This window comes from Paenarthrobacter sp. C1, assembly GCF_049315185.1.
GTDB classification, from domain to species: domain Bacteria; phylum Actinomycetota; class Actinomycetes; order Actinomycetales; family Micrococcaceae; genus Arthrobacter; species Arthrobacter nicotinovorans.
In genome coordinates, this window is the sequence record NZ_CP186052.1 from 1167086 (window position 1) to 1191094 (window position 24009).

General features: G+C 61.7%; 24 protein-coding genes. 11 read left to right on the forward strand and 13 right to left on the reverse strand.

Going from position 1 to position 24009, the window contains the following annotated elements; translation table 11 throughout:
- Positions 1–57: 57 nt before the first annotated feature.
- Entirely contained in the window at positions 58–2403 is a 2346-nt protein-coding gene (locus ACNAOU_RS05605) for a glycoside hydrolase family 3 N-terminal domain-containing protein (protein WP_422758220.1), read from the reverse strand.
- Between the two features lie 196 nt (positions 2404–2599).
- Between ACNAOU_RS05605 and ACNAOU_RS05610 the strand changes: the two genes are divergently transcribed.
- The 4 genes from ACNAOU_RS05610 to ACNAOU_RS05625 are packed head-to-tail and all read left to right on the forward strand — an operon-like array spanning position 2600 to position 6491.
- A complete protein-coding gene (locus ACNAOU_RS05610; RefSeq protein ID WP_189075971.1) occupies positions 2600–3706 on the forward strand; it encodes a Gfo/Idh/MocA family protein in 1107 nt (368 codons plus the stop codon).
- A 23-nt stretch (positions 3707–3729) separates the two neighbouring features.
- A complete protein-coding gene (locus ACNAOU_RS05615) occupies positions 3730–4692 on the forward strand; it encodes a PmoA family protein (protein ID WP_189075970.1) in 963 nt (320 codons plus the stop codon).
- Position 4693: 1 nt separating this feature from the next.
- Entirely contained in the window at positions 4694–5440 is a 747-nt protein-coding gene (locus ACNAOU_RS05620) for a cupin domain-containing protein (RefSeq protein ID WP_416429211.1), read from the forward strand.
- Positions 5441–5465: 25 nt separating this feature from the next.
- A complete protein-coding gene (locus ACNAOU_RS05625; protein WP_079581150.1) occupies positions 5466–6491 on the forward strand; it encodes a LacI family DNA-binding transcriptional regulator in 1026 nt (341 codons plus the stop codon).
- On the opposite strand, the gene ACNAOU_RS05630 is transcribed toward ACNAOU_RS05625, so the two are convergent.
- Positions 6481–7359: a LysR family transcriptional regulator gene (locus ACNAOU_RS05630; RefSeq protein WP_422758221.1), complete on the reverse strand. Its 879-nt coding sequence runs from the start codon at positions 7357–7359 to the stop codon at positions 6481–6483. The two genes, ACNAOU_RS05625 and ACNAOU_RS05630, sit on opposite strands and share 11 nt — an antisense overlap.
- A gap of 111 nt (positions 7360–7470) precedes the next feature.
- Here ACNAOU_RS05630 and ACNAOU_RS05635 point away from each other — a divergent pair, with 111 nt between their 5' ends.
- From ACNAOU_RS05635 to ACNAOU_RS05645, 3 genes are all read left to right on the forward strand, one after another.
- The gene (locus ACNAOU_RS05635; protein ID WP_422758222.1) at positions 7471–8448 is read left to right on the forward strand and encodes a nitrilase family protein; all 978 of its coding nucleotides are present in this window, start codon (positions 7471–7473) and stop codon (positions 8446–8448) included.
- A gap of 223 nt (positions 8449–8671) precedes the next feature.
- Positions 8672–9409, forward strand: a complete 738-nt coding sequence (locus ACNAOU_RS05640) for an ANTAR domain-containing response regulator (RefSeq protein ID WP_039240170.1) — start codon at positions 8672–8674, stop codon at positions 9407–9409.
- A 167-nt stretch (positions 9410–9576) separates the two neighbouring features.
- On the forward strand, positions 9577–10944 hold the full coding sequence (locus ACNAOU_RS05645) for an MFS transporter (protein ID WP_422758223.1): 1368 nt from the start codon (positions 9577–9579) through the stop codon (positions 10942–10944).
- A gap of 135 nt (positions 10945–11079) precedes the next feature.
- On the opposite strand, the gene ACNAOU_RS05650 is transcribed toward ACNAOU_RS05645, so the two are convergent.
- Positions 11080–12267: a TerC/Alx family metal homeostasis membrane protein gene (locus tag ACNAOU_RS05650; protein WP_018777168.1), complete on the reverse strand. Its 1188-nt coding sequence runs from the start codon at positions 12265–12267 to the stop codon at positions 11080–11082.
- Positions 12268–12447: 180 nt separating this feature from the next.
- On the opposite strand from ACNAOU_RS05650, the gene ACNAOU_RS05655 reads away from it, so the two are divergent.
- Together ACNAOU_RS05655 and ACNAOU_RS05660 are read left to right on the forward strand one after the other, a co-directional pair.
- Positions 12448–12891 (forward strand): hypothetical protein, encoded by a 444-nt coding sequence (locus tag ACNAOU_RS05655; protein WP_018777169.1) that lies wholly within the window; start codon positions 12448–12450, stop codon positions 12889–12891.
- Positions 12888–13193, forward strand: coding sequence for a winged helix-turn-helix domain-containing protein (locus ACNAOU_RS05660; RefSeq protein WP_064722008.1), 306 nt, complete (start codon positions 12888–12890; stop codon positions 13191–13193). The genes ACNAOU_RS05655 and ACNAOU_RS05660 overlap by 4 nt, the downstream gene beginning before the upstream one ends.
- 105 nt (positions 13194–13298) lie before the next feature.
- Here ACNAOU_RS05660 and ACNAOU_RS05665 read toward each other — a convergent pair whose 3' ends face one another.
- From ACNAOU_RS05665 to ACNAOU_RS05700, 8 genes are all read right to left on the reverse strand, one after another.
- Positions 13299–14375 carry a hypothetical protein gene (locus tag ACNAOU_RS05665; RefSeq protein WP_422758224.1) on the reverse strand — a complete coding sequence of 359 codons (1077 nt, stop codon included), beginning with the start codon at positions 14373–14375 and terminating at the stop codon, positions 13299–13301.
- A 129-nt stretch (positions 14376–14504) separates the two neighbouring features.
- Positions 14505–14921, reverse strand: a complete 417-nt coding sequence (locus ACNAOU_RS05670) for a DUF6188 family protein (protein ID WP_413301868.1) — start codon at positions 14919–14921, stop codon at positions 14505–14507.
- Positions 14918–15394 (reverse strand): hypothetical protein, encoded by a 477-nt coding sequence (locus tag ACNAOU_RS05675; protein ID WP_416429198.1) that lies wholly within the window; start codon positions 15392–15394, stop codon positions 14918–14920. Before ACNAOU_RS05675 ends, ACNAOU_RS05670 begins: the two co-directional genes overlap by 4 nt.
- Before the next feature lie 14 nt (positions 15395–15408).
- On the reverse strand, positions 15409–15588 hold the full coding sequence (locus tag ACNAOU_RS05680; protein ID WP_416429304.1) for a PLD nuclease N-terminal domain-containing protein: 180 nt from the start codon (positions 15586–15588) through the stop codon (positions 15409–15411).
- 192 nt (positions 15589–15780) lie between these two features.
- Positions 15781–15957: an SRPBCC family protein gene (locus ACNAOU_RS05685; RefSeq protein WP_422758225.1), complete on the reverse strand. Its 177-nt coding sequence runs from the start codon at positions 15955–15957 to the stop codon at positions 15781–15783.
- 1573 nt (positions 15958–17530) lie between these two features.
- Positions 17531–17938: an SRPBCC family protein gene (locus ACNAOU_RS05690; RefSeq protein WP_422758226.1), complete on the reverse strand. Its 408-nt coding sequence runs from the start codon at positions 17936–17938 to the stop codon at positions 17531–17533.
- Positions 17931–18248, reverse strand: a complete 318-nt coding sequence (locus ACNAOU_RS05695) for an ArsR/SmtB family transcription factor (protein ID WP_018777176.1) — start codon at positions 18246–18248, stop codon at positions 17931–17933. Before ACNAOU_RS05695 ends, ACNAOU_RS05690 begins: the two co-directional genes overlap by 8 nt.
- A 1285-nt stretch (positions 18249–19533) precedes the next feature.
- Positions 19534–20037, reverse strand: coding sequence for a MarR family winged helix-turn-helix transcriptional regulator (locus ACNAOU_RS05700; RefSeq protein ID WP_275778471.1), 504 nt, complete (start codon positions 20035–20037; stop codon positions 19534–19536).
- A gap of 96 nt (positions 20038–20133) precedes the next feature.
- Here ACNAOU_RS05700 and ACNAOU_RS05705 point away from each other — a divergent pair, with 96 nt between their 5' ends.
- Positions 20134–21024: an EamA family transporter gene (locus ACNAOU_RS05705; RefSeq protein WP_422758227.1), complete on the forward strand. Its 891-nt coding sequence runs from the start codon at positions 20134–20136 to the stop codon at positions 21022–21024.
- Between the two features lie 179 nt (positions 21025–21203).
- Here the strand turns inward: ACNAOU_RS05705 and ACNAOU_RS05710 are convergent, their stop codons facing one another.
- Positions 21204–21413, reverse strand: a complete 210-nt coding sequence (locus tag ACNAOU_RS05710) for a hypothetical protein (RefSeq protein ID WP_422758228.1) — start codon at positions 21411–21413, stop codon at positions 21204–21206.
- On the opposite strand from ACNAOU_RS05710, the gene ACNAOU_RS05715 reads away from it, so the two are divergent.
- Positions 21412–22431 (forward strand): serine hydrolase domain-containing protein, encoded by a 1020-nt coding sequence (locus ACNAOU_RS05715; protein ID WP_422758229.1) that lies wholly within the window; start codon positions 21412–21414, stop codon positions 22429–22431. The two genes, ACNAOU_RS05710 and ACNAOU_RS05715, sit on opposite strands and share 2 nt — an antisense overlap.
- Before the next feature lie 71 nt (positions 22432–22502).
- Here ACNAOU_RS05715 and ACNAOU_RS05720 read toward each other — a convergent pair whose 3' ends face one another.
- A complete protein-coding gene (locus ACNAOU_RS05720) occupies positions 22503–23624 on the reverse strand; it encodes an HNH endonuclease (RefSeq protein ID WP_275778477.1) in 1122 nt (373 codons plus the stop codon).
- Positions 23625–24009 lie beyond the last annotated feature (385 nt).

Sequence of the window (24009 nt, forward strand, 5' to 3'; positions counted from 1 at the left end):
GGCCACCGAATGTCAAAGTGGGTCGTGAGCCTACAGGCAGCCCACGCGGGTACCCGTTCAAGCCGTAGCCCGCACCCGCACCGGAGTGAGCATCTCCCGTTCGAACCCGACCACACGGCGTGGCCCGTGGAGGATCACCTCGTGGGTGGCCGCATCTGAGGCGCAGGAGGTGGAAACGTGCAGCTTCACCAGGCCGGGCGTCACGACGCGCTGCAGGTCCAATCCGGTAAAGGACGTGCGGTCCGCATGGACCACGAACTCCACCTCGGAAGAAGCTCCGGCCGGCAACTCCACCCGCGCATACCCGATCAACTCGCGGACCGGACGCACTACTTCACCCACGGGATCTTCCAGATACAGCTGGACAACCTCGGCGCCATCACGGAGACCGGTGTTCGTGACCGTACAGCTGACGGTGACCGAGTCCGACGTCGACATCGCCGGTGCGCTGCTCTGGTGACCCGACAATTCGAAGCTGGTGTAGGACAAGCCGTGCCCGAACCCATACAGCGGCGAGGGATCCAGCGCACTGACTTCAGTGCGACCGGCAAGCCGGGAGTGCAAGTAGGTGCCGGGCTGGCCACCGGACGACCTCGGCACGGAGACGGGCAACTTGCCGGAGGGATTGACGACGCCGGTGAGCACGTCCCAGAGTGCCTCGCCGCCTGCTTCGCCAGGGAAGAACCCTTGAACGATCGCGTCGGCCCGGTCGACGAAGTCGCCGAGTGCATAGGGTCGCCCGCTCAGGACGACCACCACGGCACGGGATCCGGAATTCGCGCAGGCCGCAAGGACCCGGTCAAGCATCCGGTGCTGATCGCCGGGAAGGTGGAGGTCGGCGGCGTCGTTCCCTTCGCCTGAGGTGCCGCGACCAAAGAGTCCCGCGTTGTCACCGACCACCACCACACAGGTGTCCACGGAGGCGGCTATCTGGCATGCCTCGGCAATTTCAGTCTCCGTCGCCACCTCACAATTTCCGGTCACGGAACTGAGCACAGAATCGAATCGCCCGGCCGCAACAGCCGCGACCGAAGGAACGGAGATGCCCATGGGAACATCAGGATGCGATGCGCCGACATGGGCATCGAAGGAGTAACAACCCAGCATGGCGAACGGGTCATCGGCCAAGGGACCCACCACACCCAGAGATCCGCCGGATGGCAACGGGAGCGCTGGAGCTCCGTCGAACGATCCGTTGCTCAACAGGACCAAGGACTGCGCGGCCAACTCACGCGCAAGGGCCCGGTCTTCGGCGCGATCGAGGTCAACAGCTGCTGACAAGGCCGGCGGAGCAGGGGAGAAGTCGGGGGACAGGAGCCCCACCTGGGCCTTCTGCGTCAGGACCCGGCGGAGTGCCTGGTCAACCACAGCTACGTCCAGGGCGCCCTCTTGGACACGGGCGAGGAGCGGCGCGCCAAAGCAATTCACGGTCGGGAGCTCCACATCAACGCCCGCGGAGAGGGCCAATATGGCCGCCTCTCCGGAATCTGCTGCAACGCCGTGGGTGACATCGAGGAACGCGACGCCGAAGTAGTCCGCCACCACTGTGCCGTTGAAACCCCACTCCTGACGGAGCAGCCCGGTCAAAAGGGCACGATTCGCGGCGGCGGGTACGCCGTCGATGTCGGTATAGGCGTGCATCACCGACCTGGCGCCACCATGCCGGAGGGCCATTTCGAAAGGCGGCAGCATGACGTCGGCGAGTTCCCGGGGACCCATGGAGACAGGGGCATGGTTGCGGCCGGCCTGCGAGGCCGAGTAGCCCACAAAGTGCTTGAGGGTGGAAACGATCCCGGTTGATTCCAGGCCCTGAACATAAGCGGTTGCTACAGTTCCCACCAGGTAAGGGTCCTCGCCGATTGTCTCCTCGACCCGGCCCCAGCGGAGATCACGGACAACGTCCAGCACCGGAGCCAGGCCCTGATGCACCCCGAGGGACCGCATGCTTTCACCGATCCGGGAGGCCATCTCCTTCACCAGGCCAGGATTGAAAGTGGCGCCCCAAGCCAGGGGGACGGGGAAGGCTGTGGCCTTCCAGGCGGCCAACCCGGCCAGGCATTCCTCGTGGACTTGGGCGGGAATGCCGAACCTGGATGCGGCCATGATCTGTTCCTGGGCTGCGGCCAGCCGTCGCGCACCTTCCGCGGGCTCCACGGGAACAGTCCCGTACATGCGGGTGATCTGTCCCAGGCCATCGGCAATGATGTCGTCCCAGGAGCGGTCGTCTCCGGCCATTTGGCTCTGCAAAGGCGCAACGGAATCACCATCTGTGGAGGCGTTGACCCACACGCCTGCCAACTGTGCCAGCTTTTCTTCCAGAGTCATTTCACGGATGAGATGCTCCACGATGCCGGACGCTGGAACGCGGGCGAGTGCGTGCTGATCGGCGGCACCGGTGCTCACAAGCTTCTCCTCGGGATCTGGGTTGGTTCTTAGAAAGTATCAGAAACTTTAATCAACTTGCTAGGCAGATTTTCTGTTGATTTATGAGGATTTTCTTCATAGCGTTGTGTCACTGGTGGGCCGTTGTGGATAAGTTGCTCACTAAAAAATCAGAAACTTTCGGACATAATTGCCTACGCTCAACGGAGAGACCCATATGCAGACTTACAGGGTGGCCATCATCGGAACAGGCGGGATCGCAGCTGTTCACGCGTCCAACCTGGCCCGCACCGACAACAGAGCGACGTTGATCGCCGCGTGCGATGTCGAAGACGCACGCTTGCAGGCCTTCGCGGATGAGCATGGGATCGCCGGCCGCTACCAGAGCCTCACGGAGTTGTTGTCCGAGGCCAAACCGGACATCGTGCACCTGTGTACTCCGCCCATGATGCACATTGACCAGGCGATCGAGTGCCTTGAGGCCGGTGTGCACGTCCTGTCCGAGAAGCCTCCGGCACTCAGCCTTGCCGACTTCGACAGGCTCAACACCGCAGAAGCCAAGGGCGGCGCCCAGTTCTCGTGCGTCTTCCAGCACCGCTTCGGTGACGCCTCGGCAGCCGCAAGGGGTTTGATTGGTGGCAGCGATTTCGGACGACCCCTCGTAGCCCGCTGCGACACGCTGTGGTACCGGCCGGATGAGTATTTCGATCTTCCGTGGCGCGGCACATGGAAAGCGGAGGGCGGTGGGCCCACGATGGGCCACGGCATCCACCAGTTCGATCTCCTCCTGCACCTCCTGGGGCCATGGGACGAGGTGCACGCAATCGCCTCGCGGCAAGCCCGGGCCACGTCGACCGAGGACTTCTCCGCCGCGCTCGTCCGCTTCGAAAACGGCGCGGCCGCAACGGTCATCAACTCGCTGCTCTCACCGCGCGAAACCTCGGACATCCGCGTGGATTGCGAATACGCCACCGTCGAACTCAGCCACCTTTACGGTTACGGCACCAAGGACTGGACCATTACGCCCGCGCCTGGCCACGAGGCCGCCGTCTCCGCCGCCTGGTCCAGCCAACCGTTGGAGCGGGGCAGTGGGCACTCTGCGCAGTTCCTCGCCATGTATGACGCGCTCGACGCCGGCCTGCCGCTCCCAGCCGGGGCGGACTCAGCCCGGCAGACACTGGAGTTCGCTGCCGCGATTTACGCGTCGGCCTTCACAGGTGACCCCGTTCGTCGCGGAGAGATCGTCCCCGGCCACGCCTTCTATGAGGGCATGGACGGGGATGGCCGAGGGACCCGCGTCCTGGCCGCCACCGCCCGCGCCTAACCACCACGTAAACGGAGAACACCATGACCAGCACAGCCCAAAGCTCCTACACTCAAACCCTTGGTTACACCGACGACGGCCGTGCCCTGACCTTCACGGTCGGCGCCCAGGACATCGCCACGTACACCTATCTGCCTGTAGATGAGCAGTACGAGAGCCCCCGACCCTTCTTCCACCCACTGAAGACACTGGAAGGCGATGAAGTTACCATTTCCAGGCCGTGGGACCACGTCTGGCACAAAGGCCTGTCCTGGGCGCTGCCGAACGTGGGAGAGCACAACTTCTGGGGCGGTGCCACCTACACCCGGGACACCGGCTACGCGAACCTGGACAATAACGGTGCCATGAACCATCAGGCATTTACGTCCATTGAAGACTCCGGCGAAGGCATCACCGCTGCGGAAACACTGCTCTGGAGTGCGCAACCCTCCGGCGCCGGGCAGAATGGTCAGCCGCTCATCGTCGAGAAGCGCCGGTTCGGCATTCAGCTCCTTCCCACCCTCAATGCGTGGGCACTCCTCTTCGAAACAGAGATGAGCAACGTCTCCGGCGCCGAGATCGGCATCGGGAGCCCCACAACAGAGGGTCGCGACAACGCAGGTTACGGCGGGCTGTTCTGGCGCGGGCCGCGCTCATTCACAGGCGGGGAATTCCGCTCCGAAGCAGGGACCGGTGCTGACGAATTCATGGGCACGCGCTCAGAGTGGATCGCTTTCACCGGTCAGCACGACGTCACATGCCGGAAGTCCAGCATCCTGTTCGTCGAGGACCAAGCCAACCCTGGTGCCTCCAACCAGTGGTTCGCCCGCTCCTCCATGTTCGCCTGCCTCGGGTCGGCTCCATTCTTCAGCGAAGTAGTCCCGCTCACGGAGGCCGAGCCGCTCACGTACCGGTACGCCGTCGTGATTGCCGACGGCGACCTGGAAGGCGGGCAAGCTGCCGCGCTCGCGGTCGCCGCCAAGGCAGCGCTGGAGGGCTGGGCCTGACATGTGCAACACATTTCCGGGGGCCACCGCCGTATCCGAGGTCAGTATCTATGACTGGCCAGGGGCGGATGGCGGAGCCGGCGGCTCACCGCACGTGCACACCGCCTCTACGGAGGCATATGTGGTGCAGCAGGGGACTGGTCGCTTGGAAACCTTGGACTCGCGAGGGTTTACCTCCACGCCGTTGGCCCCCGGAACGGTGGTCTGGTTCACGCCGGGTACCGTCCACCGTGCCATCAACGACTCGGGCGATTTGAGGGTGCTGATTGTCATGCAGAACGCCGGCCTTCCGGAGAACGGCGACGCGGTGATGACCTTTCCGCCCGAGCACCTGGTGGACGTTGACGCTTACGCGCGTGTTGCGTCCCTTCCGTCCCGGGATGCCGACGGCAGTGACGCGGCGGCGGAGGCGGCCGCGCGCCGTCGTCGGGACCTGGCTTTGGAGGGTTATCTGGCCCTGAAGGCGGCCGTGCAGGAGTCGGGGGTCGGGGCGCTGGCGGAATTTCATGCCGCGGCCGCGAGGTTGGTGAGCGGCAAGACCGGAAACTGGCGAGACTACTTGGTTGGGGGCGCTGCGCGGCAGGCGGAGCTGACGGGGCGGCAGTTGGAGTCTCTCGAGTCCATGGAAAGTTTCTACTTGCAGGACGCGAGGACTACGATGGGCGAACGGAAAACCCGCAGGATCTATGGCATGTGCGGCCGGATCCAGGCGTGGGAACTTTCCGAAACAGACATCGCCGCGGGGTGATCCCGGGCTGGAAAGGTGGGGACCCATGGTGACCAAGCAGGACTCTGGACGGGCCACGATCAGCGAGATCGCCCGTGAGGCCGGAGTCTCGGTGCCCACCGTATCCAAGGTTCTCAACGGCCATGCCCATGTTGCCGCAGCCACACGTGCCAGGGTCGAAGAGATCATCGCCAAGCGTGACTATGCGCGGCGGCCGGCCAAACGGAGCAAGAAGGCCGGGCTCGTGGATCTTGTGTTCCCAGGCATGGGCTCCGAGTGGGCCTGCGAGATTATCGAAGGCGTAGAGCGCGTGGCGCAGGAAGCCGGCTACGGCACCGTCGTCAGCAGCCTGTCCCTGGACGGTTCCAGGATCCGTCCTTGGCTGGCGAACCTCGCTGAGCGGAAGTCCGACGGCGTGCTGCTTGCCGTTTTCGGTCTGGACCAGAAGCAGATTCAGCGCATCAAATCCTTGGGTATCCCCGTCATTCTGATCGATCCTGTGGGGCAACCCGGGCCGGACCTCATGACCGTGGGTGCCGCCAACTGGGACGGCGCTTTCTCTGCCACCGAGTATCTGCTGAAGTTGGGCCATACCCGGATCGGAATGATCGGGGGCCGCGAGGACCTCCAATGCAGCGGCGCCCGTGAGGACGGCTACGTGGCAGCGCTGCGGCGGGGTGGTATTGAGCTGGATCATTCCCTGATGGTGCCGGGCGATTTCTCCACCGAGTCCGGTTCCCGCGGGACGGAAGCGTTGCTGGCTCTTTCCAACCGGCCCACCGCGATCTTTACCGGCAACGATGCCCAGGCGCTCGGTGCTTACCGGGCTGCACGCTCAGCAGGCCTTCGCATTCCCGAGGATCTTTCCATCATCGGCTTTGACGACATCCCCGCAGCTGAATGGATAGAACCCGGCCTCACCACCATCCGCCAGCCCGTGGTGCAGATGGCCGAAACTGCCATGCGCGCGCTCCTCCGTCACCTCGAAGGAGATGAGGAGCTGCCGCAGCGGATCGAGCTGGGGACTGAACTGGTGGTCAGGGGCTCGACGGCGGCGCCGGCTAAAGACTGAGGGCGTCGATGGATTGCAGGAACAATGGGATGAGTGGGTCGTTGTTTCCGCGCAGCCACGCGGTTCCAATGCTCCACACTGAGGACTCGAGGTCGATGGGCACCAATTGCACGCCTTCCGGAACGATGGCCGAGGTGCTGGCGGGAACCACGGCGGAGCCGGCTCCGGCTGCAACGAGCGCCAGCACAGTGAGAAGGTCCGAGGTCTCATAGAGGACGCCTGGCCGTGCGCGCAGATCCGAGAAGAGATTGCTGGTTTGGGCAGTGAGTCCTGGGCCGCGCGCCGGATCAAGGCGAATGAGAGGACGACCATCGATGAACCGATGCAGCGCATCCCGGGTCGATAGGGGAGCCGACTCACTCTTGGGAATCGCAAGGGCCAGACGATCGCGGCGAATCATCCGGGTGGCAATGTCCGGTGGGGCAGGCAGCCGAACAAATCCGATACTGAGCGTCCCGTTGCGCAGTGCCTCGAACTGCGCTGTGGATGACATGTCGTCCAATCCGATGTCGATGGCCGGATGTTCGGTCCTGAAGGCGGCCACAGCACGCGGAGCCACGTCGATCGCGGACATGCCGAATCCCACCTTCAACGCACCCTCAGCCCCCGCCGAGATACGTTCCATGCGCTGTGCGAGCCCGTCGGCGCGGCGCACGAGGTCGACCGCATCGGCAAGCAGCGCCTCTCCGGCACGGGTGAGTGCTGCCCCATGCCGACCCCGGGTGAACAGCTGGCTTCCGGCCTGACGCTCCAGGAGCTGAATCTGTTTGGTGAGGTTGGATTGCGTGGTGGAAAGCGCCTTGGCCGCCAGCCCGAAGTTCCCGGTTTCGGCGACAGCAACGAAGGAGCGAATCAGCCGTAGTTCCATTCTGGGGATCCTAGTTTCATTCCCGAAGGGAATCAAAAGTCCTTAAAGTTTCATTAGACGGAATGCTAGGTGGCGGCGAGCATGGGAGGTGTCCCAACCAAGGAGAAACCAATGATCACCGCCCCCACCCTTCGCGCTTCGGTTGTCCAGTTCGAAGCCGCCCCGGATCGCCCGGACCTCAATCTAAGGACCATTCGCCGGCTGGCCATCAAGGCGGCGAGGGAAGGCGCCCGGATTGTTGCGTTCCCGGAAATGTGCCTGATCGGTTACTGGCATCTACGCAAGCAGACCCCGGAACGCTTGTATGAATTAGCACAGTCCGAGGACGGTGAACACGTCCAAACCATCAGGAAGCTTGCCGCAGAGCTCGAACTGGGGATCGGTATCGGGTTCCTGGAAGTACAGGCCGACGGGAGGCTTTTCAATTCCTACTCCGTCTGCCTCCCGGACGGGACCGTTCACACCCACCGGAAACTCCACGCCTTCGAGCACGAGGCCATCAGTAGCGGCTCGGAGTTCACAGTGTTCGATACACCTTGGGGTGTCAAAGCAGGGATTCTGATTTGTTGGGACAACAACCTGGTGGAGAATGTGCGTGCCACGGCCCTCCTCGGGGCAACGGTGCTTATCGCTCCCCACCAGACGGGCGGGACCAACTCGGCCAGTCCCCGGGGCATGAAGCCTGTCCCGGCAGAGCTATGGGACAACCGTGCAGCGGATCCCGCGGCCATCGAGGACGCGTTCCGGGGGGTCAACGGCCGTGGGTGGCTTATGCGGTGGCTGCCTGCCCGTGCCCACGACAACGGCATGTTCATCCTCTTCAGCAACGGCGTGGGCCGCGACGACGACGAGATCCGGACGGGGAATGCGATGATCATCGATCCCTACGGAACGATCGTGGCCGAGACCTGGGTGGCGGACGAAGCCGTGGTAACGGCAGATCTGGACTTTGATCTCGTGCCACTTTCAACCGGGCGCAGATGGATTCGTGGCCGCAGGCCAGAGCTGTACGGCATCCTCGGCCGCCAGCAGGGAAACGAGCTGGACGCTCGTGCAGCGCGCTTCTCCAAGGACCCTGTGGACGTCTGAACGGACGTTCCCTCGTGGCCAGCGGCTAGCGGGCCCGACTCAGGGTGAGGGGGTAAACCATCAGGGGGCGTTTCACCATAGCCGCAGGTCAATGACCTCTTGCGCCGCACTTTGTACCGTCGATCGTTGGGCGATAAGGTATTGCCAGACCGTTTTGCAGAGGGCGGCCCTTTTCGCTCCTTTGCTGTCTGCTGGGGACGCATTTCAGTCAGTAGGAACGTGCATGGTCAACCCCCTCCCCGAGCATGAAGCTCTCCAGAACGGATACTTTTTGGATCTCGTCCTGGGAAGCGAGGACGTTGAGGCTTTTCTCAGCGACCTCGCGGCTTTCTCAGCCGAGAGCCTCTCTCACCCGGAGAGCCCGGTATACAGCGGCATCACAGTGTTACGTCGCAAGAAGTCGGCAACTGCCGCAAGCAGTGACGAGCGCGCCCGCGTCATGGATCAGCTCCAAAGCACCTTCGAAGGCCCCTGCCTCACGGCCATGGACAAGCTCACCCCCGTACTGGTCCCGGACCTCCTGAGCGACCAGCGTTGGCCGGCCTATATCCAGGCCGCCTCCGACCAAGGGCTTCGCTCCATCCTGAGCGTTCCGCTCCTGGTCGAGGGCGATACGCGCGCTGCCCTGAACCTGTACTCCGAGAAACCGGATGCGTTCCAAGCCGAGGACATGGAGCGGGCCGAGGTTTTCGCCTCCCACGCCTCCAAGTCGCTGCGTCTCGCCTTGAAAATCGCACAACTCAGCGATGCCCGGAACGACCTGGCAACAGCGATGCAGTCGCGCACCGTCATCGACCTCGCGGTCGGGGCGATCATGGCGCAAAACCATTGCAGCCAGGAGGAAGCTTTCACTATCCTGCGGACGGCCTCCAGCAACCGGAACATCAAGCTGCGGCATCTGGCCAAGTCCATCATCGCGGCGGTGTCTTCCGGGAAGATCACGACGCACTTCGAGGAGTGAGTACATTCTGCTGGATCATCGTCGCCCGCACATCGGTGCACCCGCGGAATTCCAGGGTTGGGTGCCGGTGCCACGCCGGATGATCCAGCAAAATTTGCCCGAACCAGTAAGTCCGCCCACCGAACCCGTTTCGTAACCCGAGGCAACCATGGAGCAGACTGGGTTGGGTGACCGCCAAGAAACCCCGCCCCGGACTCGCGATTGCTGCGCTGAGCCTCGGAACTGCACTGAACCCGCTGAACTCGTCCATGATCGCTGTGGCACTGGTGGTCCTTCGGGAGCATTTTGAGCTCGACGTCGCAACAGTCACCTGGGTGATCACGTCGTTCTACCTGGCGTCCGCGGTAGGGCAACCCCTCATGGGCAGGCTGGCTGACCGCTTCGGGCCCCGGCGGCTGTTCATGTTCGGCATGGCCTTGGTCGCTGTTACTTGTGCGATCGCACCGTTCCTGCCCAACTTTGCGCTGGTTTGCGTGGCCCGCGCGCTCATGGCTGTAGGGACCGCGACGGCGTACCCGTCCGCCGTCGTGATGGTTACCGAACTAAGCCGGCTGGCGAACTTGCCGTCCACCCGGCCGCTGGGCCGGATCCAGATGGCCAACACCTCGGCCGCTGCTGTGGGTCCCGTGGTGGGCGGCCTGTTGGTGAGCCTGGTGGGGTGGCAGGCGCTGTTCGCTATCAACGTGCCCATCGCGCTGCTCGCGTTGTTTGTTGTCCGGCAAACTGCACCTGCCGATTCCGGGAGGGAGACCGGTTCGCTGGGAACGCTGATACGGGATTCCGACATCCCCGGCATCCTCGCGTTCGTCACCTCCCTCATGCTCGCCATGATGGCGCTGCTCAACGTGATGCCGGGCTACCGCTGGTACCTTCTGGGAGCGGCTACCGTGATTGGCGCGCTTTTTGCCTGGCGCGAGCTGCGGTTCAGGCCGCCGTTCCTGGACCTCCGGCTGCTGGGCCGCAACCGGCCGCTGTTGCTGGTCTATGTGCTGTTCATTGTTTTCAGCGGCGTGTATTACTTTGCGTTCTTCGGCCTGCCGCAGCTGCTGCAGGAAGCGGGCCATTACGACGCCGGTGTGGTAGGCCTGCTGATGCTTCCCCTTGCGGCGTTGTCGGTTGTGGTGACGCCGCTGACGGTGCCGTTCATTGAGCGGTTCGGTGTGCGTTCGGTGCTGATCGCCGGCGTCGGGATCCTGACGCTCGCGGCAGGAACACTTGGCGTCCTGACGACGACGTTGTGGGCTCCGGTGGTGTTCGTGCTGACTGCCTTGATGGGTGTTCCGTATGGTGTGGTCAGTACGGCGTCGAACCAAGGCCTGTATGTTTCGGCCCGTCCCGAGGAGAGGGGTGTGGCGGCTGGCATCTTCCAGACGTGCCGCTACCTTGGCGCGATCACCGCAACCGTGCTGATCGGCGTGCTGTACGGTCCGGGTGTGAACCAGGCGAACTGGGGCATCATGGTCCTGGTGATGCTCGGGCTTAGTGCCTTGGTGCTGGTGCTCGCGGTGATGTGGCGGAAACCGGCGGCCGTTTAGCGGATCGGTTGGGCCCGATTCGATGGCCCGCTGCACATTCGACGTTGCCCGTCATCGAATGTGCAGGTGAACATCGAAACGGGACCCTGGCAGTGGTGCCAGAGTCCCGTTTTCATGCTGAACCGAGGGCTGTGCTTAGCGGTTGAGGAACGCCTCGTGCTGGCGGTGGGCTTCTGCCACCTGTTCGCGGATCTTCTCCACGTCCTTGGCCTTGTTCCGATACTTCAGGGGCATCTGGACGATCTGGGCTTCCTCCGCGGTCAATGCCCGGTAGATACGCTCGCGCTCATTGGCGTCGGCGGTGTAGTCGAGGTCCAAGTAGTCCACGGCGTGGCGGCGGGCGTTGTTGATGGCAGTTTGGGCCTTGCCTGCCGGGCTTATCAGTGAGAGCACCACGGTGATGACCAGGACGCCGATGATGACGCTCAGCGATAGGCCTGTGGTGATCTCGATGACGTTGACGTGTTCGCCGCCATTGATGAACGGCAGGTTGTTCTCGTGCAGCGCGTGGAGAATCAGCTTGACGCCGATGAACGCGAGGATGGCCGCCAGGCCGTAGGAAAGGTAGATGAGGCGGTCCAGCAGTCCGTCGATCAGGAAGTAGAGCTGGCGCAGGCCCATCAGCGAGAACGCCGTCGCCGTGAACACGATGAAGACGTTCTGCGTCAGGCCGAAGATAGCGGGGATGGAGTCGAGGGCGAAGAGGATGTCCGTGCCGCCGATGGCCACCATTACCAGGAGCATGGGAGTCAGGGCACGCTTGCCGTTGACCATGGTGAAGAGCTTGTCGCCGTCGTATTTATCCGTGGTGTGGAAGAGCTTTTTGGCGAGCCGGATGATGAAGTTGTTCGCTTGGTCGTCGCCGTGGTCGCCGGGTTTGAGGAGGTTTCCGGCCGTAAGGAGCAGGATGAGGCCGAAGATGTAGAAGACCCAGGCGAACGAGTTGATGAGCGCGGCGCCGAGGAAAATGAAGCCGGTGCGAGCGATCAGTGAGAACACGATGCCGAACAACAGGACCTTCTGCTGGTCTTCACGCGGCACCCGGAAGCTCGCCATGATGATCAGGAAGACGAACAGGTTGTCGACCGAGAGGGCCTTCTCCGTAATGTATCCGGCGAAGTACTCCGAACCCATCTGTGCTCCGCCAAAGACCAGTACCAGGATGCCGAAGACGACGGCCAGGCCTACGTAGATGGACGACCAGATGGCTGCTTCCTTCAGGGAAGGAACGTGGGCCTTGCGGATGTGGAAGAAGTAGTCAAAGGCCAAGAGCGCCAGAATGACGACGATGGTGATGCCCCAGATGAGGGGAGAGACGGTCATATGATCCTGCTTTCGTGAGGCGCGCGAGTGGTGTTGCTCACCGAGGGTCAAACTCGTGGAATCAAATTTACCGGGTCTGGTGGGGCTGGTGGTAACGGGAGTGCGCTGGAAAGTACTTGACAGACTGGAAAGTACTTTCTTAGAGTTGCTCTATCAAGTAAACGCATCTTTGGGGGAACCATGAACGACACCACAGGCGGCCCTTCCGCTGCAGAAGCACGCGAGCTCCTTGCCAAGGCAGAGGCCATCAGTGCCACCTCAACCAACGCAGCGGCCTGGCCGGTTGCCGTCACGTTTACCAGCCTCGCGATCATTGGATCGCTGCTCATGATCGGTATGCACATCGTGCTCGTGACCGGTTACGGCGCAGCCCTGTTAGCCATTTCGGTGGGTGCCTGGGCTGCCGTCACAGCCTCCGTCTGGCCCATGTTCCAGCGGTCCACCAAGGCCGGCTACACCAGGCGCTTCCTCACGTCCCTGTTTGCGTACTTTGCCCTTTACATAGTGGCGCTCGTGGTGGGCGCCTCGTTCTTCAGGGACGGCAACCTTTGGTTCTACCTCCCGGCGGCCATTGCTCTCGGTGCAGTGGGCCTGGCAGCGGCCTTCCGTGAGCTGCGCGCATGAGCGCCCCGGCGGAGCACCCGCGCCACAAGCTCAACGAACTGGTCCATTCACCCGTCCGGTTCTCCATCATGGCTGCCCTGGCGGGAGCGGAATCGATGGACTTCAAGGACATCCGCGATGCCATCCAGGTGAGCGATTCCGTCTTGAGCAAGCAACTGGCCATCCTGGAGAAGGCCGAGTACGTGAAGATCAAGAAGAGCTTCGCGGGGAAAATGCCGCGGACGTCGGCCAGCCTGACGGCATTGGGCCGGGACGTATGGGCTGCGCACCTGCAGACGCTGCGGGAGATTGCGGGCGGCTGATCCCTCCCGTATGTGAAGTACGACGGCGGAACGCGCCTTGAGTGCCCAGAGGTCCGGACATGCGGGGGTGCTGCAGGCTTTTCATGTCACAGCGCGGCGCATCGCCTATCTCGTTTGGATTTGGGTCCACTCGTCTTGGTTTGCCGGCCGGTGCCAGTACTGCCGGGGCTGTTCGGATTCGCGGGCGACGTCCGTGAGCCAAAGGGTGCTGCCCGGGTCCCAGCCCGCAATGACAGTTGCCGTGTCCTGATCGACAGCAAGCGCGCGTCCTGCCGCGTTCAAGTACCCGGTGACCGTGAGATGCACGGCGTCCCATTCCGTGGCCGCAAGCTCCCAGTCAGGGATGACCCAGCGACCGTGCCGAGCTGTTGTACGGAACCAGTCATGACGGCGGGACGCTGAAACTTCCAAGGGGAACGCCCCGCACAAAGCAGTCCAGTCCTCCGCGGTGTGGATATCCAGGATCCGGCCAGTTCCACTCACGGGAATTGTCGTGGCATCCTCCCAGCCGAGGGAATCCTCCACGAGGCTGAGGCCTTCGGGGATGCGCGGCACAGTCTGCACGAGTCCGTGCGCGATGGACCACCATTCTCCACTGAAGTTGGCTTGCGGGTCTTTGGGTCGTTCCCACGCTGCGCGGGCTTCTTCGGCACGTTCCTTGCGGGCCCATTCGGCCAGGGTCTGTTGTGGATTCCGGGGGAGTGGTGCGGGGTCGCTTGCCGGCCGCCAGTCGATGGCCCATTGGTTCGGTTGGAAGCCTTGGTGCCACCAATGAGTGGCGTCGGACGCCAGCAAACCCGCAGCCACATGTGCCAACGCGGCGGTCACGGCGTCGGTGCCGGCGAGTACGTCCTCGCCGTCGGGAGGCTGCCAGTATCGGGCCGTGTCCACGCTGCGTTGGAGGGAGTACTGCGCCAAGGCAGAACTGACGGCTCCCACGTCCAGCGAAGCGATGCCGGCGGCGACCTCGGCTACCGTCGGGATGGCTGGAAAAGGTTCCAGTTCATGTCCCGGAGAGCCGCTGAGCGTGAGCATGACCCGGGATCTGCCAGCCCCCGGATCGAGGTTGTATCCAAGCTCGAGTGCGGCTCGCCGGATGAACGGGTCGGCCTCTATTGCGAGCTCAAGGCAAAGGCGCCTCCCACGCGGGCCACGGAGCAGGAACTCAGCATCAGGCAGCATCCGCCCATCCTGCCATACCCGGTATTCCATCGAGGCGCACCAGTCTCGCTGTCAATACTCCGGAACTTCCGCTCGCTCGCCGTCCGCTGTGACCGCTAGCTGACGCTGACCAAGACTTGGTCGAGTTTGCTACCCCGTCCGTAAACCCCAGCTTGCGATGCTGCCCCCGGGGCAAGAAACGAGCAACAATCCTTGGGGCCCATTGATCGTCCAAGCCTCATAGTTCTTATCCGCAGGGACGTCCATGGCGCTCCCGTCGGCGAAGTCCACATGAAGGGCGCCGCGGTTGTCGGCCAGGCCCGCCACGATTGATGACCGGGTGATCGAGAGAGCTGGACCCAGAAGGGCAGGTTTTCCGTTGGGGTCAAGCTGGTGGATGTTCCCGGCAGCAGACTTGAAGATGAAGTCCGACGCGATCCTGAGGATCATGCCGCCGTCTGTGCAGATGGTGAATGCATGGTCGACCCGGCATTGGACTATCAGGTCTGGCCCCGGAGTAACCGGCCACGACCAGAGCACGTGGTCGTCCACTGGGATATCGCTCATGTTTGCATCCACATCTGATCTTCCGGTCCCAATGCGTCGACGAAACTGGTCAGCACACTCATTCCGTCAGGCTCCGCGCCCCACCCGTCCTCGAACGCATCAAAGGAGTCATCGAGAACCACAAGATCCTGCACCATGGGGTGTCCCTCATGACCAATGGTCCTGTGGACCCATCTGGTGAGTTCCCGTATCTGCAGGTTTCCAGCAAGGACCTGGCTTGCGTAGTGGTGGGTGGCAGCAAGTTGAGCTTCTTCCCGGGTCATGGATCCCGTTGCCATGCCAAGCGAGCTGAGGGCATCAACTATCAGCGTTCCGAGCTGGAAGACGTTGATGTCTGGTGATGCTCCAGCAAGTTCGCGGAGAGATTCGTTGTCATAACCTTCGACCAGCGCATTTGTGGCTGCCGAGATGGCTGGAGTTGCAGCAGCCTGCCTGAGGATCCACAAAGCTCTGGCCGTAAGGAGTTCGCCCAATGCTGCGCTATACACTAAAGCGTCTGCCGCCGGAGGCTGTTACCCGACTGGGCAAGCCGAGGCTTTGCGTAAAGCCATGCGAGTAGCCCGAGCAGCGGAACAGCAAATAAAAGCAGTACCCATAGGATCCGGGTTGTTTGGTTCAGACGGACTTCCCCGAGCACGTCGAAGACTGCCCAAATGATCGAGCCCATAACAAAGGCCGCTGACGCCGCCGCCAACAGCACCAAGGCCCACTGCCAAACTTCCACGTTGTCCCCTCGGCCAGAATTCCGTCAATATAGCACCCTGAAACCGCTCCGCGGCCGGGTGCCAGAACATTTCGGCCGCCGCCGTTGTGCTCTGGCCGAAAGCACGACGGCGACGATCGCCGGCCGCTGTGACCGCTAGCTGACGCTCACCAACACCTGCTCGATACGCGCAAGCAGGCCCGGCCAGCCGTTGCCCATGCCCTCGATGGCCTGCCGTCCCATGGGTGAGTCCAGGTTGAAGCCGGCGTGTTCGAAGTGAAGTGTTGTCCCGGCGTCGACCGTTTCCAGCGTCCAGGTGATGGTCGTATCCAAGGTGCCTTCGGCGAAGATGGGCGGACGGATACGTTTCGAAGGAAGGGAAGGACGTAGTTGCAATGTGGCCTTAAACAAAAAATTGACCCGTCTCCCGGTTGTACCGAGTTGGCGAGCCGCAATTTGCAAGAAAGCTGAGGGTGGGGCGATGCCCCCGGCTATCGATTAATCGCTGGGATTTTCCTTTTAAGGCTTCACGTACCGCATGGAACGTTAGTCAATTCATCATAGGCGGCCGCTGAGTAGCGGGTCCCACTCAGATAGAGCTCTCCGTACGTTTCGGTGCGATACGACGTGTTATTCCCGTTGGCGCACCAGTACGCATAATCATTCGTGAAGGAACTCGCTGGACCCGAGTAGACAACATTCGATGCCACCTGGTTGTTGTAACTGAACCAGGCATAGAACCCCAACCATGAGTCCATATCGGCAGTACTAAATGTAAACGGACATGAGGTGAGACTGCGGGAAATGATCCTGCCCCCGTCTTGGTAGACCCAGACAGACAAGCCGCAACCTGATGGGAACAGCATAGGAGCTATACGCACATCCTCATTTTTCTGCAACTTCTTCTGCTTACCACCTTCCACGAAGGCTGTAGTTGAAGCTGACAGCACTCGCACCCCAGAATTGTGGATCTTGGCGTCATGCTCAAGCACTTTTGGATCACTCAGGTCCAAAGGTCCGCCCTTTACGGGCTGCTGAGTGTGCGACCTGCTTGATGGCGAGGCATTTGACGAGTGTTCTGCGGGCGTTGCATTTGCGGGCGCCGTTACGACTGCCCCATTAGTAGCGCTGCCGTAATGGCGGTGATTAATCTCATTGCTTTAAAGGTAGTTCCCTCTCTTAGGGCAATGAGGGATCGCAAGTAGCCTTATTGGCTACTCCATCCTCCCCCAACGAGGGCATCATCACTTATAAATCTATGAGATACAAGACCTTGGCTTAGATAAAATCATTCCGAAGGGAACGAATGTCTCGACCTAAATTCGTCGTCGCTATGCTTGTGGGGAGCGCTGAGTCACTCTTGGCTACCCACATGATGACGCGGTCATTGAATTCGACTGCGAGGCCTTGCAATGGCGGGCAGCGTAGAACCCAGCCTGCTCTAGCGGTGCTGTTGATAGGCAGGATTATCGATTCAGCGCTTGAGTTCCGCAGCTTCCGCAGCAGGGTGGGCGGGCTTGCCGTGACCCGTGGACCAAATTCGACTAACTCCGTCTCGAGCAGATCGATAAGTTGTTTAGTCGTAAGTGGTGAGCCTCCCTGTAGTTCCAAAGTTAGGAGAACTTCTCTGTCTTGTGGTTCATCTGGATTGTTAAGCAGTGGGCCTAGATTTGTGACGACGAGCCTGCCGTTAGGAGTCAGGGTAGGACCAGCAGTTGACGTTCGTTTGAGGGCGCCACAAGGTATCGCTGAGGCGAACTCGCCGAAGCTATCTGCTGCCTCCAGTGCGCGCTGTCGGCGCAAAACGACACTTGGTGTTTCATTTTCCGCTGCGTACATCGATCCACCCATGGCTCGATTCTGCCCCAAAAGAACGGCAAGAGCCCGTAATCAACATCGGTTGTCCCTAGCCCACGCTCACCAACACCTGCTCGATACGCGCAAGCAGGCCCGGCCAGCCGTTGCCCATGCCCTCGATGGCCTGCCGTCCCATGGGTGAGTCCAGGTTGAAGCCGGCGTGTTCGAAGTGAAGTGTTGTCCCGGCGTCGACCGTTTCCAGCGTCCAGGTGATGGTCGTATCCAAGCTGCCTTCGGCGAAGACGAAAGTTATGGAATCGCCGGGCTCGACGGCGGTGACTTCGCACTGCTGCTGGCCCCAGGCGCCCATGTCCATGGTGAAGCGGTGTCCGACCACGGGTGCGATATCGCCAGGCGCCCACCAGCGGGCGAGCAGTTCCGGCGTCGTGAGGGCGGCCCACACGGCTTCTTTGGGGTGGGGGAAGGTGCGCTCGAGGCGGATTGCGTTTTCAGTCATGGGTGTTCTCCTCATCCAGAAGACCGGCCAGGGCATCGAGCCTCTGGTTCCAGTAATGCTCGTAGTGCTGCAGCCAACCGCTGACTTCACGCAGTCCTTGCGGCTGGAGGTGGTAGATCCTGTGCCGGCCTTGCCGTTCCTCGCGGATCAGGCCTGCCTCCTTGAGGACGGCCAGGTGTTCCGACGCCGATGAGCGGCTGAGCTCCAGTCGACCCGTCAGTTCGCCCGCGGTCAGGGGACCGGCGAGGAGGGTGTCGAGGATGGTCCGCCGCGAGGGATTCGCGAGGGCGCCGAAGACGTCGGAGGGCACGGGTTGATGATATGTCGGAAAATTCCGAAATGAAAGGTCTCCTGTGGAACGCAAAACCTAAAGGTTGCGCGTGACCACACATTTATGGCGTTTCAAGCAGCTATCTTTGCGCTTGCAGCACCTACTTTGGCGTCTTCGGCACCTGCGCGCGGGTTTGCGGGCGCAGTGGCGGGTCGCTGGTGCTGTGCTCATGCTCGGAACTTTAAAAGGCCAATGTCGACGTTGAGCACCACGTTCTACCCGGGTCCGGCATGCGTTCCTGAATCGCCCTCGTCTCGACAAGTTCCCAGCTGCGGTCGACTTTATTGCGGCGTGGTGCCTGGGTCGATCTGCGCCGGACTGAAGATGAGCTGAGGGTGCCGCGTGGACCCCTAGACGACCTTGATGACCACTCATTTTTGGGTAGTCCAGCACCTAATTTGAGTCGTGGACCACCTAGTTTGTGGCTTTTCGACACCTAGACCGCCTTTTGCGGGTGGAGGCTGTGCGGGTCAAGCAAGATCGTTCTTGATTAGGAGCAATCATGATCCTGAAGCGCATCAGCAAGATATTTGGAGCCCTTATAGTGGCCGCGAGCTTGTGTCTGCTGTGGAGCTGTGCGCTGGGTGTTGGCGTGAGTATGGTTTCCATCTTCGTTCCGGGGGGACCACCCGTTGGATGGGCGCTTGTAGGGGCATTGTCATCCATGGGGATAGCCTTGGCTGGTTGCGCGGGTTGGTAGACCCGCGGACGTCCCGCGACGAAAGGGGTCCGGCATGACGAAGCGGAAGGTTCCTCCGCCGCTACAAATCGCTGCGTTCTTCGGGATGGCAGTTGTGTTCGCGACGTGGCAGCCATTTGTTTGGTGGCGTGCCGTCGGCTCAGTAATCATGCTGGCGCTCGGGTGTTATGGCGTCTATGTACTGCTCAGATCTCGGTGGGGAACAGGTGCCGGGGATGTCGATGGCGGGACCGAATAGCATTGAGATACGGTGACAGGTCTGCAGGCTTATGCTTGCCGGCCTGTCCCTTTTGTTGGCCTATGGTGAGGCGCCTTTGTCGCACTCCGGGCTGCGCGCCCTGTCCACGGCCTGCCACGAATCCGAATTGATGCCGCCGTCGTTTGGTTTCGGCTCGCGCTAGAGATTGCGGACATCGCTGGGTGCAGAGTCTTTTCGCGAATCCGCTTTCAGGTTCGAAAGTGAGAGACCCAAAGACCGTGGGGACTTCACGATGCCTCAGCAGCAGCGTTGTGTCCGTGCCGTTTGCCTCCACGCCTCATCCTTGCATGGGTGAGGCTGGCTGCTTAGGCGGGGCCGCCGTCGTTGTTTGCCAGGAGGAACTTCCGCAGGAGGTTCGCCAGCTGTTCGCGTTCGGTCTTGGAGAGGCCGTCGAGCATCTTCTGCTGATTCTCCACGTGATGTTCCACCACCTCGTCAACCAGGGCAAGTCCCTCGGGCGTCAGGCTGACCAGTAGCTGACGGCGGTTCCCGGGGTTGGTTTCGCGGTGGATCAGGCCGCGGTTCACCAAGCGGTCGACGCGGTTGGTCATGGCTGCGGAGCCGATCATGGTCAGGCTGGCGAGCTGCCCGGGCGTGAGCGGCGCCTCGGCTGCCGACCGCCGAAGGGTTGCCAGGACGTCGAACTCCCAAGGCTCCAGCCCGAACTGGTTCATGAATCTCTGCACATCGAGTGACGCCAAACGGTTCGCCCTTGCGAGTCGGCCCAAAATGCCCATGGAGCTGACATCCAGATCGGGGCGCTCCCGGTTCCATTGGTCAAGAATCGTGTCCACTGCGTCGCGGTCCATTGCCCTCCCATGCTTGACCTCAAACAGTACAACACCTACATTGTCATACATCAAATAGTTCGACATTGAAATGTATGGGAGTGAACAATGGCTCGGATGTCTCCCCGCGACCTCTTCATCACCGCGCTCGCGCCGATGGTCTGGGGCTCCACCTATCTGGTGACAACTCAATTCCTTCCCGCCGACAGGCCGCTCCTTGCCGCAACCGTGCGGGCCCTGCCTGCCGGAATCGTGCTGATGCTCGTCACCCGGACATGGCCGCGGGGAACTTGGTGGTTCAAAGCAGCGGCACTGGGCGCACTGAACATCGGGCTGTTCTTCTTCCTGCTGTTCTTCACCGCGTACCAGTTGCCGGGTGGGTTGGCGGCGTTGGTCGGGTCGATCCAGCCCCTGTTCGTGCTCTTCCTGGGTGCGTTGCTGCTGGGGGAGAGGATCCGCCTCGCGCACATCGTGGCGTGCGCCGTGGGAGCTGCCGGGGTCGGTTTGCTGGTTCTGCGCTCCGACGCGTCGCTGACGGTCATTGGTGTGCTTGCCGGGATGGCGGGTGCGCTGAGCATGGCGGCCGGCATTGTCCTGACGAAACGTTGGGGAAGGCCCGACGGCGTGGGGCTGCTTGGGTTTACCGGCCTTCAGTTGGCGATGGGTGGGGTGATGCTGCTGCCGGTAACGCTGGTGGTTGAGGGACTGCCGACGTCGGTTACCTTGCCCAATCTTGCGGGCTTTGCCTACCTCAGCGTCATTGGTGCGTTGGTGGCTTACGCCGTGTGGTTCCGGGGGATTCAGCGGCTGCCCACGATGGTGGTCTCGTTCCTGGGATTCCTGAGCCCGCTGGTCGCGACCGTGCTGGGGTTCGCGTTCCTGGGGGAGGCGTTGTCGGGCTGGCAGATTGTGGGCGCGGTGTTGGTGCTGGGGTCGGTGTATTTGGTGCAGCGGGCTGGGGCGGCGGCGCGTCAGCCAGTGCCGGCAAAGGTGAAAGTGCTTAGCTGACGGGGGTGGAGTTCTGATGCTTGTCCCGCAGGGGTGGCGGGAGGACGATCGAATCAGCGGCAGCGCCGGAATGCGCTCGCGGTGTTGTGTCGTCGCGGCCCCGAGCCGTATCCAGGAGGCAGTGCTCATCGGCTGGACGTAAGCCGGACTGGCGCTGGCCCCGAGGTCTTACTTCGCGTTCAAGTTGGTGCGTTGATGAACCGCCATGGCTGGCTCGTTCGACTGGCTGGAGTGATGGTCGCGTCGATGCTGGCCGGATAGGTACTTGCCGGGTGCACATCACCGGGCCCGCCGCCGTCGCCGTCTCCATCGCCTTCGGCCTCGCCGTCGCCGTCGTTCGGTGACGCCGAGGCCATCAGCTCCCTGGAGTACGCGATGCAGACCTTCATGGACCAAGACGCTGTGGCTGTCCTCGCCCAACTGCGGTGGCCAGGTGGTGAATGGTCGAAGGCTTACGGAGTCCGCGATCTAGACACGAGGCAACCGGCCCGGCCGCAGGATCGAGTCCCCGTTTCAAGCGTTACCAAGACCATGACGGCGGTTTCCGTGCTGAAACTCGTTGACGACGGACTGATCGCTCTAGATGATCCCGTCAACGGGCTTTTGGAGAGCTTTGGGGTTGGTCTCAAACCTCCCGTCCCGATCACTCTGAGGCAATTGCTCTCCCAGACGTCGGGAATGCCAGATTACCGAGACATGATGATCCGGAGCTTGGAGGACTTTGTGTCTGCTTCCTCTCAGGGGCTGACCACCCCGCAGGCTCTTCGGCTCGCCGGTACGTTGCCTTGGGAAGCGCGAACTGTCGGGCTATTCCATTACTCCGACTCGAACAACCTGGCATTGAGACTGATCCTGGAAAAGTTCCGTGGCAAGTCATACCCTCAGATTCTTCGCGACGACATCATCAGCCCGCTCGGGCTGACCCATACGACTATCGACGAGGACGCGCCGGACGCCCCTGACCTGATCAAGGGCTACGTCAGCGTCCGAGGCAAGCGCGTCACCGGTGGCCCGGTCCTGGAACAGCTGGGTTCCCCGCTGCCAGTCGTGGTCTCGACCATGGCCGACGTCAATGACTTTATGGCTGCCCTGTTTGGTGGTCGGGTCTTGTCCGCCAATTCGTTGACGGAGATGAAGAAGGTGGTGATCGGACCCTTTGCGTTGGGGCTGGTCAAGTGGTCCCCGGACTGCGGCGGCGCACCGCGTTTCTTCACGAAAGGCGGTTTCCTCGACTTCCGGGCCGTCGCCCTTAGCTCTGACGATGGGCGATACCAAGCGTCAATGGCCGTGTCTCCTGCTCCGGAGCCGTCATTGCGGGCGGGTGAGGACTTGGTGGACGAACGCGATTTGATGAGCAGCCAGATGCTGTCGGCCCTGATGGAGGTGCAGGATCGGTTGTGTGGGTAGGGGTGCTGGGCGGGTAAGGCACGACTATCCGACGCTAATGCGGTCGATGCGTTCCGTACTCGGACTGCCGTCTAGCGTGTTCGTGTAGCCGCCGTCCAGTTGCCCCACACCCGATTTACAGCATCCAAATGAGGGGCTCGGGGAAGGTGCAGAAGATCCTTCCGCGTGATGGCAAGCTCGTCGAGTGCTGGGCCGGTTGGGCTGGCATGCAACATCAAGTCTGTATCCATGCACCAGTAGCCGCGGTCGAAGGCTAAATGATGATTCGCGCAAAGCGGGAGGCCGTTGCGTGGGTCATCGCTTCCTTTGCGCTTCTTCGCGAGCAAGTGTGCTGCCTGCAGAAGGCCTTGGATGCTCAACCCACAAACGGCGCACTCGTGGCCGTAGCGCTTGTAAACGTCGTAGGCGAAACGTACTTGATTCGGTCTGTTCCTCCGAGCGCTGTAGCTCGACGCGTCGTCCTCAATTGTGAGCCTGAAAGCCTCATCATGTTCCGTCGGCAGCGGTGGCGGTGGAGGGAGTTCCGACCGCGTGAAGGTTATGAGCATCACCCTGTTCCGGTCGTCCAGGTCTTCGATGTAACCGCGGTACACGGTTCTTGTCGTTGATTTGCGGCCCGGTCCTATGACGAAAACTGGAAGGCTGGCTCTGTACGCAGCCTTGGAAGCTTCAATTTCGGACGCATCGTGTCCGGATCTGCCCGTCGTCGGATAGTGATAGATGACGCCCGTATCTGTTAGCTCGTCATCGTAGTGGCGACCTGTATTGAGGAACGAGAGGGCAATGCCCCTGGGAGTTTCCAGCGTTCTGGTTTCCGCGTTTGGGACGAATATGCCGGCTTGGTTGCCGTAAATCCCAAGTGCCCTTGGCAGAGCCCGTGGAACGTCGGTGGGCCCACCCGCCGCGAGAAGCGACGCCCATAGTGCCTCTCGTCGGACTCTCTCCGCCATGATGGCGGCTGAAAGCTGTACCCGCGCCGTGCTTTCGCCATCTTCCGGGTTCTTCAGTACGTGCTCAACCACGGCGATCTGCTCGATTCCTGTCCCTTTTGTGCCAGCTACGATCTGGGGGCATCGAAGCGGCGGATCGTCTGAGTCTGGCAGTGCTGCCAACGATCCTTCCTCCAAAATATACGAAAACCGCGTCACATTCGGTTCCTGGATTGCACATAAATAGGGGATGTCTATCTCCATTCAGGGTGATGTCATCGTCCCAGGACTGGATGCACCACGAGGACAGATCTCCTTAGGCTTCTTGGACGACATCGTAGGGGGACGATTCCGAAAATGACTACGGCACGTAAGCTCCGCATTTGGAACATTGCATCCACAGTCCTGCTGTTAGCCGTTTTGACTTTGCAGTTCACCAAAGTGATCGATGGGTTCTGAAGCATGACACTCCTGGTGCTGGTCGGGGCCCCGACGACGGTGGCTTGGGTGATTCTTGAGCGGCGCCAGGGCGCCGAGAAGATGCGGGACTCGGCTTAGCCTGTCTTCTCATCTACCAAGGCCAAGACGGTGGGCCTGTGCCAGCGCAAGATGCTGTCGGCGTCGTCGTATCTGTCCGGTGACCATTGCC

Excerpts from the sequence above, each read along its gene's own strand:
- ACNAOU_RS05630 (WP_422758221.1), bottom strand. The coding sequence starts at position 7,359 with ATGGAACTACGGCTGATTCGCTCCTTCGTTGCTGTCGCCGAAACCGGG.
- ACNAOU_RS05610 (WP_189075971.1), top strand. The coding sequence starts at position 2,600 with ATGCAGACTTACAGGGTGGCCATCATCGGAACAGGCGGGATCGCAGCT.
- ACNAOU_RS05700 (WP_275778471.1), bottom strand. The coding sequence starts at position 20,037 with ATGGACCGCGACGCAGTGGACACGATTCTTGACCAATGGAACCGGGAG.
- ACNAOU_RS05635 (WP_422758222.1), top strand. The coding sequence starts at position 7,471 with ATGATCACCGCCCCCACCCTTCGCGCTTCGGTTGTCCAGTTCGAAGCC.
- ACNAOU_RS05660 (WP_064722008.1), top strand. The coding sequence starts at position 12,888 with ATGAGCGCCCCGGCGGAGCACCCGCGCCACAAGCTCAACGAACTGGTC.
- ACNAOU_RS05665 (WP_422758224.1), bottom strand. The coding sequence starts at position 14,375 with ATGCTGCCTGATGCTGAGTTCCTGCTCCGTGGCCCGCGTGGGAGGCGC.
- ACNAOU_RS05715 (WP_422758229.1), top strand. The coding sequence starts at position 21,412 with ATGGACCAAGACGCTGTGGCTGTCCTCGCCCAACTGCGGTGGCCAGGT.
- ACNAOU_RS05615 (WP_189075970.1), top strand. The coding sequence starts at position 3,730 with ATGACCAGCACAGCCCAAAGCTCCTACACTCAAACCCTTGGTTACACC.
- ACNAOU_RS05620 (WP_416429211.1), top strand. The coding sequence starts at position 4,694 with ATGTGCAACACATTTCCGGGGGCCACCGCCGTATCCGAGGTCAGTATC.
- ACNAOU_RS05680 (WP_416429304.1), bottom strand. The coding sequence starts at position 15,588 with ATGGGCTCGATCATTTGGGCAGTCTTCGACGTGCTCGGGGAAGTCCGT.
- ACNAOU_RS05690 (WP_422758226.1), bottom strand. The coding sequence starts at position 17,938 with ATGACTGAAAACGCAATCCGCCTCGAGCGCACCTTCCCCCACCCCAAA.
- ACNAOU_RS05640 (WP_039240170.1), top strand. The coding sequence starts at position 8,672 with ATGGTCAACCCCCTCCCCGAGCATGAAGCTCTCCAGAACGGATACTTT.
- ACNAOU_RS05720 (WP_275778477.1), bottom strand. The coding sequence starts at position 23,624 with ATGGAGATAGACATCCCCTATTTATGTGCAATCCAGGAACCGAATGTG.
- ACNAOU_RS05650 (WP_018777168.1), bottom strand. The coding sequence starts at position 12,267 with ATGACCGTCTCTCCCCTCATCTGGGGCATCACCATCGTCGTCATTCTG.
- ACNAOU_RS05670 (WP_413301868.1), bottom strand. The coding sequence starts at position 14,921 with ATGAGCGATATCCCAGTGGACGACCACGTGCTCTGGTCGTGGCCGGTT.
- ACNAOU_RS05625 (WP_079581150.1), top strand. The coding sequence starts at position 5,466 with ATGGTGACCAAGCAGGACTCTGGACGGGCCACGATCAGCGAGATCGCC.
- ACNAOU_RS05705 (WP_422758227.1), top strand. The coding sequence starts at position 20,134 with ATGTCTCCCCGCGACCTCTTCATCACCGCGCTCGCGCCGATGGTCTGG.
- ACNAOU_RS05655 (WP_018777169.1), top strand. The coding sequence starts at position 12,448 with ATGAACGACACCACAGGCGGCCCTTCCGCTGCAGAAGCACGCGAGCTC.
- ACNAOU_RS05710 (WP_422758228.1), bottom strand. The coding sequence starts at position 21,413 with ATGAAGGTCTGCATCGCGTACTCCAGGGAGCTGATGGCCTCGGCGTCA.